The sequence below is a fragment of the Segatella copri genome, assembly GCF_009495355.1.
Lineage (GTDB): Bacteria > Bacteroidota > Bacteroidia > Bacteroidales > Bacteroidaceae > Prevotella.
Map to the genome: position 1 here is coordinate 60,981 of NZ_VZAD01000042.1, position 13,840 is coordinate 74,820.

The 13,840-nt window shown below is 48.3% G+C and carries 9 protein-coding genes; 3 read left to right on the top strand and 6 right to left on the bottom strand.

The annotated features are described in order from the left end of the window. Positions 1-92 precede the first annotated feature (92 nt). From rodA to F7D20_RS05305, 6 genes are all read right to left on the bottom strand, one after another. Entirely contained in the window at positions 93-1,562 is a 1,470-nt protein-coding gene (gene rodA / locus F7D20_RS05280; RefSeq protein ID WP_158463145.1) for a rod shape-determining protein RodA, read from the bottom strand. A 106-nt stretch (positions 1,563-1,668) separates the two neighbouring features. Next, positions 1,669-3,519 (bottom strand): penicillin-binding protein 2, encoded by a 1,851-nt coding sequence (gene mrdA, locus F7D20_RS05285; RefSeq protein WP_158463146.1) that lies wholly within the window; start codon positions 3,517-3,519, stop codon positions 1,669-1,671. 159 nt (positions 3,520-3,678) lie between these two features. Further along, positions 3,679-4,173 carry a rod shape-determining protein MreD gene (mreD, locus tag F7D20_RS05290; protein WP_022251803.1) on the bottom strand — a complete coding sequence of 165 codons (495 nt, stop codon included), beginning with the start codon at positions 4,171-4,173 and terminating at the stop codon, positions 3,679-3,681. A 68-nt stretch (positions 4,174-4,241) separates the two neighbouring features. Continuing rightward, entirely contained in the window at positions 4,242-5,105 is an 864-nt protein-coding gene (gene mreC, locus F7D20_RS05295) for a rod shape-determining protein MreC (protein WP_158463147.1), read from the bottom strand. A 33-nt stretch (positions 5,106-5,138) separates the two neighbouring features. After that, complete coding sequence (locus F7D20_RS05300; RefSeq protein WP_022251801.1) at positions 5,139-6,161, bottom strand: rod shape-determining protein; 1,023 nt, start codon at positions 6,159-6,161, stop codon at positions 5,139-5,141. A 71-nt stretch (positions 6,162-6,232) separates the two neighbouring features. Next, the gene (locus F7D20_RS05305) at positions 6,233-6,826 is read right to left on the bottom strand and encodes a phosphoribosylaminoimidazolecarboxamide formyltransferase/IMP cyclohydrolase (RefSeq protein ID WP_022251800.1); all 594 of its coding nucleotides are present in this window, start codon (positions 6,824-6,826) and stop codon (positions 6,233-6,235) included. 432 nt (positions 6,827-7,258) lie between these two features. Between F7D20_RS05305 and clpB the strand changes: the two genes are divergently transcribed. The 3 genes from clpB to F7D20_RS05320 all read left to right on the top strand — a co-directional run bounded on the left by clpB (position 7,259) and on the right by F7D20_RS05320 (position 13,819). Continuing rightward, positions 7,259-9,775, top strand: coding sequence for an ATP-dependent chaperone ClpB (gene clpB, locus F7D20_RS05310; protein WP_158463148.1), 2,517 nt, complete (start codon positions 7,259-7,261; stop codon positions 9,773-9,775). A 918-nt stretch (positions 9,776-10,693) separates the two neighbouring features. Next, positions 10,694-11,941: a GTPase HflX gene (gene hflX, locus F7D20_RS05315; protein WP_022251865.1), complete on the top strand. Its 1,248-nt coding sequence runs from the start codon at positions 10,694-10,696 to the stop codon at positions 11,939-11,941. Between the two features lie 12 nt (positions 11,942-11,953). Continuing rightward, positions 11,954-13,819 (top strand): DUF4954 family protein, encoded by a 1,866-nt coding sequence (locus F7D20_RS05320; protein ID WP_158463149.1) that lies wholly within the window; start codon positions 11,954-11,956, stop codon positions 13,817-13,819. Positions 13,820-13,840 lie beyond the last annotated feature (21 nt).

The following is a 13,840-nucleotide window of genomic DNA, read 5'->3' on the forward strand; positions in this document are numbered from 1 at the left end:
AAAGACCCACAAAATCATACAACAAAAGCGACTTCATAGGATGAAGTCGCTTTTGTTGTTTATATATATTTTTCTTGTCGATGAATCGTAGATTAGGTTCTTACCAGATTTCTTCCCGCATCGATTCTGAGGAAGATAAAGAGAAGGATGGTAAAGCCCCAGAGCGATGAGCCTCCATAACTGAAGAATGGAAGCGGGATGCCGATAACAGGAGTAAGACCCAATACCATACCGACATTAATAAACACGTGAAAGAGGAAGATACTGAGTACACTATAACCATATACTCGCCCAAACTTGAAGGGTTGTCGCTCGGCAAGAATAATCAGCCTGATGATCAAAGCCAAGAACAGCAGCAACACTCCTGCTGAGCCTAAGAATCCTTCCTCCTCACCTACGGTACAGAAGATGAAATCGGTGTCCTGCTCGGGCACAAACTTCAGTTTGGTCTGAGTTCCATTGAGAAAGCCCTTTCCCTGAAGACCTCCAGAACCTATCGCAATCTCACTCTGGTGCACATTATAACCCGCACCAGCCAAGTCTTCCTCCAGTCCGAGAAGCACATTGATACGCACACGCTGGTGAGGCTCCATCACATTGTTGAGCACATAGTCGGCAGAATAGAAGAAAGCCAAGGACCCTAAGGCAAACAAGGCGATGAAATAATAGTTTCTGATGCGTGCGGATAAGCCCTGATAGAACAGGAATCCAATGAGCACGAAACTTACAATCAACTGAACATAGGTCACATCGAAAGGAATGACGTAAACAGAGAAGAGCATACATCCCAAAGTGATGCCGACAGTATAGAGAAGCATCTGTACCGTTTGCCGCCCATTGTGAATATAGGTGCTCACCATGCCCGTAGAAAAGATTTGCACAAGTAAGAGCACAATAAACTCGCCTACCGACGTTTGTCCATCCCACATCATCACATTTTCGTACTTCACACCCACCACGAAGTAAACCACCATGGCAACGGCAGTAAAGAGAATACTGCCAGGCATTCCTTCACGATAGAACATAAGGAAGAAGGCAGAATAGACAAGTGCAGAACCCGTCTCGCGCTGTCCCACGATACATATCATCGGAAGGATAATGATAAAGGCTGCAGCAAAGAAGTCTTTCATGCGATGAATATTGAAGCCATAGCTCGACATAAACTTGGAAATGGCAAGAGCCGTAGCAAACTTGGCAAACTCGGCTGGCTGCAGACGCAAAGGTCCAAGCACAAGCCACGAACGGGAACCCTTGATACTATGCGGATTGAAGATGGTGGCAAAGAGCAACAGTACCAAGGCGGCATAGATGACATAAGAGAAGGTGTCGTAGAACCTGTCATCGAGCAACAAGATAATGAAACCGAGCGTGATGGAGGTTCCTATCCAGATAATCTGCATTCCCGAACGAGAACCAAGACTGAAAATATCATTGTCGCCATAGGTATAGCTGGCACCACAGACACTTATCCATCCAAAGGTGAGAAGCGCCAGATAAATGCCTATCGTCCACCAGTCGAGCGAACGAAGCACACCTTGTTGTCTGTTATCTGATTGAACCATATTACTTATTCAAATATCGCAAATCGAGCGAGTTTGGGTTATTAAAAGTTGAAGAAAAGAGGCGCTTCCTTTTGCTTAAGATGAAGCGCCCATCTCCCTGATATTTCTATCTGCTGCTTGAGCCATAGGCAATTCTTCGTGCCTGCATCTGTGCGGCAAGAGCCTCAGAAGCTGGCGACAGCTTGCCTTTGATATATTGCTCCATCATGAGTCCACCAATAGGCACACCATAGTCGGCTCCCCAGCCACCGTTCTCAACATATACTGCGATGGCTATCTGAGGATTGTTCATCGGTGCGAACCCCATGAACACAGAGTGGTCGTGACCACGGTTCTGAGCTGTACCAGTCTTGCCGCATGGTTCAAAGTCATAACGGGCAAGCATCTTACAGGTTCCCTTCAAGGCAGAGCTGCGCATACCTGCCACAACATAGTTGTATGCCTTTTTCGAAGCCATGGTGTAATGACGGCGAGTATAGAGTGTATCGAGCGGCTCACCCTTCACCTTGCGCACCACATGGGGCGCATAATAATATCCTCGGTTGGCGATAGTGGCTCCAAGATTGGCTATCTGCAGAGGAGTGAGGTTGACCTCGCCCTGTCCGATAGAGATACTGATAATGGTGAGTCCGTTCCATGACCCTCGGTAAGCCTTGTCGTAGAACTCGGCATTAGGAATCAGTCCTCGTTTCTCGCCAGGCAGGTCGATACCAAGTTTGTATCCGAATCCCATACTCTTCATATAGTCGCGCCAGGTATTCATAGCCACTTGCACATTGGGATACTTGCGCCTGTTGCCCATCATATAATAGAGTCCCCAACAGAAGTAGCCATTGCAGGAGGTACTGATGGCATCGACGAGTGCTATAGGAGAAGGGTGTCCATGACAGCCTACATGCAGTCCGCGATAAGAGAATCCATGATGACAGGGGAAAGCTGTACCCGGCGTGATGATTCCTTCGGTGAGGTATGTGAGCGCCTGAGTAGTCTTGAAGGTTGAACCCGGTGGATACTGACCCATGATACTTCTGTTGAGCAACGGTTTCCAGGGGTCGTGCGAAAGGTAACGGTGCATCTTTCCGCGCATCTTTCCTACCAACCTACGTGGATCGTATGAGGGCGACGACACCATGGCAAGCACTTCACCCGTCTTGGGATCAATGGCTACAATACTGCCTATCTTTCCTTGAAGGAGTCGCTCACCAAGAGCCTGCAGGTTCAGGTCGATGCCCAGAGTAAGGTCTTTGCCTGCCACAGGACGCTGATCGAACTTGCCACGCTGGTAACTTCCCTGTATTCGTCCGTGCGCATCACGAAGTTTGATTTTGATACCCTTCTCTCCCCTGAGCTCTTTCTCATAGTATTTCTCCACACCGAGTTTACCGATATAGTCGCCTGGCTGATAGTAGCTGTCATCTTCTATATCGCTCTCCGAAACTTCTCCCACATCTCCGAGCACATGGGCAGCATAGGGACCGGTGTATTCACGTATGCTTCGCTTCTGCACATAGAAACCTGGGAAACGGAACATCTTTTCCTGGAACACACTGAAGTCCTTATCGGACAACTGTCCCATGAAGAGCTGCTGGGTGTAACGCGAATAACCGGGATTTTTGGAACGGTCCTTGATATCGTTCATTCGCTTGATAAAGAACTCTTTCGTAATGCCAAGCGAGTTGCAGAAGTCCATCGTGTCGAGTCTTCCACTCTCCTCGTTCATCACCACCATGATATCATAAGACGGCTGATTGTACACCATCAGTTTGCCGTTTCTGTCGTAGATGGCTCCACGTGACGGATATTCCACCTGCTTGAGGAAGGCATTACTGTCGGCATTCTTCTTATAGTCGTCGCTCATAATCTGCAACGTAAAGAGACGAATGATGTAAATGGTCACAATTCCTATGGCCACTCCACCTATCACAAACTTACGTTTTTCGAGATTATAATCGATCATAATACCTATTTATATAATATGCCCTATTTTTTAATATATTTTACCCTTACACCTTATTATTATATATACCTTATTATATATATATGTATCATTCTATGCATGCATAGAGTATGATTCGTTCTCCGTCAATTTCGTAGAGAGAAGGCGAAAGAGAAAAAACTACTTGCGCACATTCTCTATGGCCATCAGCAACACATAGGTGAGAGCAGCACTTCCCACGATACATTCTATCCACTGCAACCAGTTGAAGAAATTGAAAGTCTCGAGTGTAAAGAAGAGCAGGCAATAAATCACCACGATGATGAGCGAATACCAAAAGTAAGAACTTCCAAGCGTGCGCACGCCAGGAAGCAAGTCGTCAGAACTGTCACGGGGCAGGAACAGCTCGAGCAGATAAGGCTGCAAGAGAGCTATTGCCGTCATAGAGCCAGCAGCCACACCCGGAGTGTTGGCGAAGATGTCGACTCCCAGTCCCAGGGCAAAACTCCACAATAACATTTGCCAACGAGGCGTGTTACGACGAAAGTGGAGCACGAACATGATGTACAGAAGCGGTGTGGCGCAATGGAAAAGATGTATATGGTTACACACCAGTCCTTGCACCAGCAGGAGAACAAAGAATACTCCCCATCGCTTTACTATATCTATACTCATTTTTCAAAAAGAATTGAAAAAGTGTTGTCTTTAAAATCTGTTTTGTTTCTGCGAAACGGCAGAGTGCATTACTGTGGCTTGATGGAATCCTGTGCTGCCCGCATCAGGTCGATACGTTCCTGCAAGGCAGAATCATCAACAAGGCACACATCGCGCAAGCGGGCAAAATCGGTAGACAACTTAACCTGTACACGATATGACAGTCCGTCTGCCGAATTGAACACATGCAGAACCTTTCCCACCATGACTCCTGGAGGGAAGACCGATGAATATCCACTCGTCACCACATTGTCGCCCAACTTGAAGTGAGCATGTCTTGGCACGTCCTCGAGATAAGCCAGCTGTGAGGAGCCACCTCGCCAGCGCAGATAGCCGAAATAGCCACGGCGCTGTATGGTACAGCTGATATTGGAATGGCTGTTAAGAGCTGGGATGACGATGCTGTAATGTTCAGACACCAAGTAGACAATGCCTACCACGCCCATGCCACAAACCACGCCCATATCGCGCTTCACTCCATCGGCTGAGCCCTTATCTATAGTGATAAGGTTGTCGTATCTGTTCACCATATTGGCGACGACTTTTGCCGGAATAAGCCTGCATCCCTGGAAGGGGACCATGCTTGACAAGCGTGTCACTGCAGCTTCCTGACTGCGGGTAAGGCGGGCGATACTGTCGTCCAGCATTCTTACCTGCTGTTCCAGGAAAGCATTGCGCTGAGTGAGCTGACTGTTGACGCCTGACAGCGAGAAGAAACTCTCCACAGCCGAATCCCACTCATACACCTTGCCCGTAACGGCGTTGGCCGACGAGAACCACACACTGCCCTGATAACTGTTGTATCTGAAGAGCAGTACCATGCTCACTACCTCAAGCACCAGGAACACAAACCAGTGGTTGTGTTTCGCCAGAAACTCTGTAAGGTTGTGCATACGCTATAGTTTCTCTGAAATTCAGATTTTCAATTATCTCATCAAGAACGAGAAGCGGTCTACATTCTTCAGCGCGATGCCGGCACCCTTAGCCACACTGTGCAATGGGTCTTCGGCAATATGGAAAGGAATGTTGATCTTGGCTGTGAGACGCTTGTCGAGTCCACGGAGCAAAGCTCCACCACCAGAGAGCCAGATACCATTCTTCACGATATCAGCATAGAGCTCAGGAGGAGTGTTCTCAAGTGCTGAGAGCACAGCATTCTCGATCTTTGCCACAGTCTTGTCCAAGCACTGAGCTATCTCCTGATAGCATACAGGCACCTCCATAGGCAGAGCTGTGATGCGGTTAGGACCATGAACAATAAAGTCTTCTGGAGCCTCATCACCCAGGTCGGTAAGAGCGGAACCTACATGTATCTTGATACGCTCGGCCATACGCTCAGAAACCTTCACATTGTGCTGGCGGCTCATGTACTCCTGGATATCAGCAGTCAGGTCGTCACCGGCTGTACGGATGGAGTTGTTGCTCACAATACCGCCAAGTGAGATGACAGCAATCTCGGTGGAACCGCCACCTATATCAACTATCATGTTTCCCTCTGGCGCCTCCACATCGATACCGATACCGATAGCTGCTGCCATAGGTTCAAAAATCAAGTAAACATCACGTCCGTCGGCATGCTCGGCAGAATCGCGTACAGCACGGAGCTCCACCTCGGTAGAACCAGAAGGCACACCAATTACCATACGGAGTGAGGGAGAGAAAAGACGGCTTCCTGTATGCACCATCTTGATAAGACCGCGCATCATCTGCTCGCATGCAGTAAAGTCGGCTATCACGCCATCACGCAAAGGACGGATAGTACGGATATTGTCATGAGTCTTCTCGTACATCATCTTAGCCTTCTCACCTACAGCAATCATCTTGTCTGTACGGCGGTCGAGGGCTACAACAGAGGGCTCATCCACCACAATCTTATCATCGCTGATAATAATGGTGTTGGCTGTTCCCAAGTCCATTGCGATTTCCTGAATAAATGAAAAAAATCCCATTTTCTTTTGTAATTACTAATTGTTTATTTTAAGCTTAAAATATCTACGCCAGCACTAAAGCTTAACGCACATTACTTAGCGAACCAAGCGTGGATAGCTGTATCGTAGTGTGAGCTTACGCCAAAGGCACGCTCTGCAAACATTTTGCGATCCTCGATATCTGTCTCAGCACCTTTCTTCTTCAAGATATCGAGCAGCACACTGTACTCAGCCTTGCTGGGCACGATAACAACATCCTTGAAGTTCTTGGCTCCGGCACGGATCAGAGAGATTCCGCCTATATCGATCTTCTCAATGATATCGGCATCACTTGCACCGCTTGCCACAGTCTGCTCGAAAGGATAAAGGTCTACTACCACGAGGTCGATGCTTGGAATCTCATACTCCTTCATCTGCTCCTGATCGCCCTCATTGTCGCGACGTGCAAGAATACCTCCGAATATTTTTGGATGAAGAGTCTTCACACGTCCACCGAGGATGGATGGATAAGTGGTTACATCCTCCACTTTCTGACATTCATAACCGAGTGACTCGATAAACTTCTGTGTACCACCGGTGCTCAAGAATTTAACACCCTCTTCATTCAACTTGGCAAGGAGTTCATCCAAGCCGTCCTTGTGAAAGACAGACACTAAAGCTGTCTTGATTTTCTTTGTTTCAGCCATTGATTTCTACTTATTTGAAATAATGGTGCAAAGGTACAAATAATATTTGAGCCCACCAAAAATCACTCGTGTTATTATTAGCTTTTTAACGCAAGAACGATGTTTCTTGACCTGAGTTAACCCTAAAAGCCATTTCTGCCATCTATTAAGACCAAAGCCGGTCATCTATTAAGACCGAAGCCGGTCATCTATTAAGACCAAAGCCGGTCGTCTATTAAGACCAAAGAGAATCATTCACAAAGTACAAAACTCGTCTCCCATCAAGCACCCGACTACCGACACATTGACAGCATTTTCAACTATAAAAGTCTAAAAAACAACGAAAAACAAGACAGAATGTCAGCACTCTGCACCTCGGCACACATTTCGCTTCAACGGTTGGCAAGCAACAAATAACATAACGAAACAAATAAAACAAGAAAGGAGAAATATATGACATTCGACAAATTTACAATCAAGGCGCAAGAAGCGGTGCAAGCCGCTGTGAACACAGCGCAACGAAATGGTCAGCAGACCATCGAGCCGGTGCATCTTCTCAGCGGAATCATCGAGAAAGCACCTGATGTGACCAACTATATCTTCCAGAAGCTGGGCATGAACGGAGGACAGATCTCCATGCTCCTGCAGCAGGAATTGCAGCATCTTCCCCGCGTACAGGGTGGCGGACAGCCATACCTCTCCAATGACACCAATCAGATATTGATCAACGCCGAGGATACTGCCAAGAAGATGGGCGACGAGTTCGTAAGCGTAGAGCCTATTCTGCTCGCCATCCTGAAAGGCAACTCTACAGCAGCCCGCATCCTGAAAGATGCCGGCGCCAACGAGAAAGACATGCTCGCTGCCATCCAGGCTCTTCGTCAGGGACAGAACGTGAAGAGCCAGAGTGCAGACGAAAACTATCAGAGTCTGGAGAAATACGCCAAGAACTTGGTTGAACAAGCCAGAAGTGGAAAGCTCGACCCCGTAATCGGACGTGACGAGGAGATACGTCGCGTGCTCCAAATCTTATCAAGAAGAACGAAAAACAACCCAATCCTTATCGGTGAGCCTGGTACTGGTAAAACCGCCATCGTTGAAGGACTTGCCGAAAGAATCGTACGTGGCGACGTTCCGGAGAACTTGAAGAACAAGCAGCTCTATTCGCTCGACATGGGCGCACTGGTGGCTGGTGCTAAATATAAAGGCGAATTCGAAGAGCGACTGAAGAGCGTCATCAAGGAAGTGACCAATGCCAACGGACAGATTATCCTCTTCATCGACGAGATTCACACCTTGGTAGGTGCCGGCGGTGGAGAAGGCGCCATGGATGCTGCCAATATTCTGAAGCCTGCATTGGCACGTGGCGAGTTGAGAGCCATCGGTGCCACCACCCTCAACGAATATCAAAAATACTTCGAGAAGGATAAGGCTTTGGAACGTCGTTTCCAGACCGTAATGGTCAACGAGCCAGACGAGGTGGACGCCATCAGCATTCTCCGAGGCATCAAAGAGCGTTACGAGAACCATCATAAGGTTCGTATTCAGGACGATGCCTGCATCGCAGCTGTCAAACTTTCTGAACGTTATATCTCCGACCGATTCCTGCCAGACAAGGCTATCGACCTGATGGATGAGGCAGCAGCCAAGCTCCGTATGGAGCGCGACTCCGTGCCTGAGGAACTGGACGAAATCACACGTCACCTAAAGCAGTTGGAGATAGAGCGTGAGGCCATCAAACGCGAGAACGACCAGCCTAAGATTCAGCAACTCGACAAGGAGATTGCCGAGTTGAAGGACAAGGAACGCGACTTCCGTGCAAAATGGGAAGGAGAGAAAGACCTCGTCAATAAAATTCAGCAAGACAAGCAGGAGATTGAGAACCTGAAGTTTGAGGCTGAGCGCATGGAACGTGAAGGCAACTACGAGCGCGTGGCTGAGATCAGATATTCTAAGCTGACTGCTCTCGAAGAAGACATCAAGCGCATCCAGGAGCAACTGAAGAGCACTCAAGGTGGCGAGGCCATGATACGCGAAGAGGTTACTGCCGACGATATTGCCGAGGTGGTAAGCCGCTGGACAGGAATACCTGTAAGCCGTATGATGCAGAGTGAGCGTGAGAAACTGCTCCATTTGGAGGAAGAACTCCACAAGAGAGTCATCGGTCAGGACGAGGCCATCACCGCAGTGAGTGATGCTGTACGCCGCTCACGTGCCGGCTTGCAAGACCCGAAACGTCCTATCGCAAGTTTCATTTTCCTCGGCACAACCGGTGTGGGTAAGACTGAGCTTGCCAAGGCTTTGGCAGAATATCTCTTCAATGACGAGTCGATGATGACACGTATCGATATGAGTGAATATCAAGAGAAGTTCAGCGTCACCCGTCTGATAGGTGCGCCTCCAGGATACGTAGGCTATGATGAGGGTGGACAGTTGACAGAGGCTGTTCGTCGCAAACCATACAGTGTGGTTCTCTTCGATGAGATTGAGAAGGCTCATCCCGATGTCTTCAACACCCTGCTTCAGGTATTGGACGACGGACGACTGACCGACAACAAAGGCCGTGTAGTAAACTTCAAGAACACCATCATCATCATGACTTCCAACGCAAGCCGTGATATGTTGAGGAAGACCTTCCGTCCGGAGTTCCTGAACCGTATCGACGACATCATCACCTTCAAGCCTCTCACCAAAGAGCAGATTGGCCAGGTGGTTGAGCTTCAGATGAACAGAGTCAAGAAGATGTTGGCTCCTCAGGGCTTCGAACTTCGCTGGACTCCTGCCGCCATCCAATATTTGGCAGAGGTGGGCTACGATCCAGAGTTTGGCGCACGCCCTGTAAAGCGCGCAATACAAGACTATGTATTGAACGACTTGAGCAAGAAGATCCTCGCCGAGGAAGTCAGTCGTGAGAAACCTATCACCATCGACCACACCAAGGAAGGCGGATTGCTATTCGAGAACAAGTAATGTTAATGACAGAAAGAGAAACAACTACGCCACTTGCGTAAGTTGAACCATCATAAGTTAAGAGGGTGTGTCATAAGTTCATGACACACCTTTTTTTGTTACATAAACTGAAGTTTCATAAACGGGGAAGTTAAAGAAATGACCGTCCAGCAGACAGACGACCGATTCAAGACTGACAGCCAGCAATAGATGACAGCAACCTACAAATAAATAAAGAAGATAATATTATTTTGCTCTACAACACGGAAAAAGAAAGTTCTTTCAACACAAACTGGCGGAAAGCACACAAAGACTAACGAGAGCATCACCATCTTCACTTGTTTCCCAAACTCATGCAAGTACACGTTTAAGAAGAATCGTCGCTGAACATCAGACTTTTAAACATCTGTAAAACCAGCAAACACATACACAAAAAGACGATACAGAAAGCATAAAAAGAAGGACAAAAAAAATGCCCCGACATCTCGTCGGGGCAATTCTTACGTTTTTGAATGTTTCAGCAGTTTTGTGTTTTTTATGTAGTTATGATCTTTTTGAAAATCAGTTTGTGTTTCTTTTCGAGTGCAAATATAATACAAATAATTGATTTAAATCAAATATATCTCTTTTTTTACGCAAAAAATCACGTAAACGTTTGCGGTATTTGCTTCTCTTTTTGCGTACCCAACAAGGTAATTTTTATAGCTTCTATCAGAATCATGCAATAGGCTTCAACTGCTTACGAAGCCGCTTTCATTGCTCTACGAAATAGGCTTCATTGACTATCGAAGCCGCTTTCATATTTCGAGCCTTTTCTATTCTGAGCAGTTACCCAACAAGCCTTTTTCTTTAAAAAAGCATAAATTATGCAGTTAGTATTCCATAGAAATAGCTTTTTTTATTAACTTTGCACCTATTTATATAATAACAAGCTAATCAATGAAGGAATTTGTCATCTCAGAAGTCAAGGCAGAGACTGCCGTTCTCGTGGGTCTTATCACCAAGGAGCAGGACGAAGCCAAGACCAAGGAATACCTCGACGAGCTGGAATTTCTTGCCGATACGGCAGGAGCTGTAACCGTCAAGCGATTCACGCAGAAGGTTGTCGCTCCCAATCAGACCACCTATGTAGGAAAGGGAAAGCTCGAGGAAATCAAACAATACATTAAGGAAGAAGAGGAAGAAGACCGCGAGATCGGAATGGTCATCTTCGACGACGAGCTGTCTGCCAAGCAGATACGCAATATTGAGCAAGAGCTACAGGTAAAGATTCTCGACCGCACATCTCTTATTCTCGACATCTTTGCCATGCGCGCCCAGACTGCTGCCGCCAAGACACAGGTGGAATTGGCACAGTATAGATACATGTTGCCTCGTCTGCAACGACTCTGGACTCACCTTGAGCGCCAGGGCGGTGGTTCTGGCTCGGGTGGCGGTAAAGGTTCTGTAGGATTGCGTGGTCCTGGTGAAACCCAGCTTGAGATGGACCGTCGTATCATCCTCGGCCGCATGAGCTTGCTCAAAGAACGCCTGGCCGAGATAGACAAGCAGAAGACCACTCAGCGCAAGAACCGCGGCCGACTCATCCGTGTGGCCCTTGTCGGCTACACCAACGTGGGCAAGAGCACCATTATGAACCTGCTCTCCAAGAGCGAGGTCTTTGCCGAGAACAAGCTCTTCGCCACTCTCGACACCACCGTACGAAAGGTCGTGGTGGAAAATCTGCCTTTCCTCCTGGCCGACACAGTAGGATTTATCCGCAAGTTGCCTACCGACCTGGTAGATTCTTTCAAAAGCACCCTCGACGAGACACGCGAGGCCGACCTGCTGTTGCATGTTGTCGACATCTCGCATCCTGATTTCGAGGAGCAGATACAGGTGGTGGAGAAGACCCTGAAGGAACTGGGCTGCGCCGACAAGCCATCGATGATCATCTTCAACAAGATAGACAACTACTCCTGGGTAGAGAAGGAGGAAGACGACCTTACTCCTATACAGAAAGAAAACATCACCCTCGACGAACTCAAGCGCACATGGATGGCGAAGTTGCACGACGACTGTCTCTTCATCTCTGCCAAGAACAAGGAGAACATCGACGAGTTCCGCGACATTCTGTACAAGAAAGTGCGCGAGCTGCACGTACAGAAGTATCCCTATAATGATTTCCTGTATCAGGACTACGAATAAAAAACAACGACTATGAACGATTACCGACCGCTTACCACCGAAGAGATAGAACAGCTGCAACAGAATGGCTGTTGGGCTGAGGACTGGACTTCCGTCAACGTCGCAGAAGACTTCAATCCCGAACACATGCGTCAGGTAATGCTCTACGGAGAAGTCTGCATAGGCAGCTTCGACAAGAGCATCGAGGTAAGTCCGGGCTTTCACAAGCACTCGGGCATCCGCAATGCCACCTTGCACAATGTCATCATCGGAGACGATTGCCTCATCGAGAACATAGGAGGATTCATCAATAACTATACCATCGGTGACGAGTGCTACCTGTCCAACGTATCCACAATAGAGACTACAGAGGGAGCTACCTATGGAGAAGCCAATGTCATCAGTGTACTCAACGAGGCTGGCGATGGGAACATCATCTCTTTCTCCGAACTGAGCAGTCAGTTGGCAGCACTCATGCTCAAGCATTCTCATAACAAGGAGTTCCGTGAGACACTTTTCCAGCTCGTCAGAGCATATGTTAGCAGCCGACTGCCCGAACGCGGACTGATAGGCAACAATGTGAAGATAGCCAACACCAAGGAGATTATCAACTGCATCATCAACGACTACTGCGAGGTGAACGGAGCAGAGCGGCTGAGTGACTGCACCCTCCTGGGAGATGCTACCAGCAGCGTTTATATAGGAACGGGTGTCATAGCCGAAAACACTATCATCGACCATGGGGCAAGCATCACCAACGGAGCCAACCTGCAAGACTGTTTCGTGGGAGAAGCCTGCCAGATAAACAACAGCTTCACCGCATCGGCATCGGTATTCTTTGCCAACTCGGTAATGAGCAATGGCGAAGCATGTGCCGCCTTCTGCGGTCCGTTCTCAGCCTCTCATCACAAGAGTTCGCTCATCATCGGAAGCCAGGTTTCGTTCTATAATGCCGGTTCTGCCACCAACTTCAGCAACCATGCCTACAAGATGGGTCCCATCCACTGGGGCATCCTGGAGAGAGGCACCAAGACAGCCAGCGGCTCCTACCTTTTCCTGCCTGCCCACATCGGTGCTTACTCCGTATGTCTTGGCAAGACCATGGCTCATCCCGACACAACCTCCTTCCCCTTCTCCTATATTATTGGCGAGGGAGAGAAGACCATACTCATCCCTGGCAGAAACCTTGTCACTGTAGGACTTTACCGCGACATCAACAAGTGGCCCAAGCGCGACCTACGACCAGCCGAGCACCGCAAGAGCATCATCAACCAAGAGTGGCTCTCGCCTTTTGTCATCAGCAAGGCGACAGAAGGAAGGCGCATTCTGCAAGAGCTCTGCACCACTTGCGGAACTCAATGCCAGGAATACCACTATCAGGGACTCACCATTCCGCGCAGCTCACTCCTTTCCGGCATCCGCTTCTACGACATGCTCATCAGTCTCTACTTAGGTCAAGTCATCAAGAAGGCCACGCTTCCTGAAGCAGCAGAAGAAGAAGGACATGAATATACCCCACTGTCCGAACAGGCCATCCACAATGGCGAAGAAGCATGGACCGATCTGGGTGGGCTGCTCCTGCCGCAGGCTTTGGAGAATCAGCTCGTCGAAGGCATCATCGACGGAACAACCGAAGACATTGAGTCTGTTATCAACGCATTGTCCGAGGCTCACAGCCATTATGCCGATTTCAATCAAGCTTATGCCTTCAGCCTCATCCGACAGCTCTACGAAGAAGCCACACCGGCAGCCTTCTCTCTGATCGAAACCAGAGCCGACGAGGCAAAATCGCTATGGACCGAAGCCATCAGAAAAGATGCGCAGAAGGAATACGACTTGGGCGATGTGGACGAAGACACCTTCCTGCACTTTGCCAACTCCATCAGTCCTGCCACATAAAAAGTCCAACAAAGAAAATCA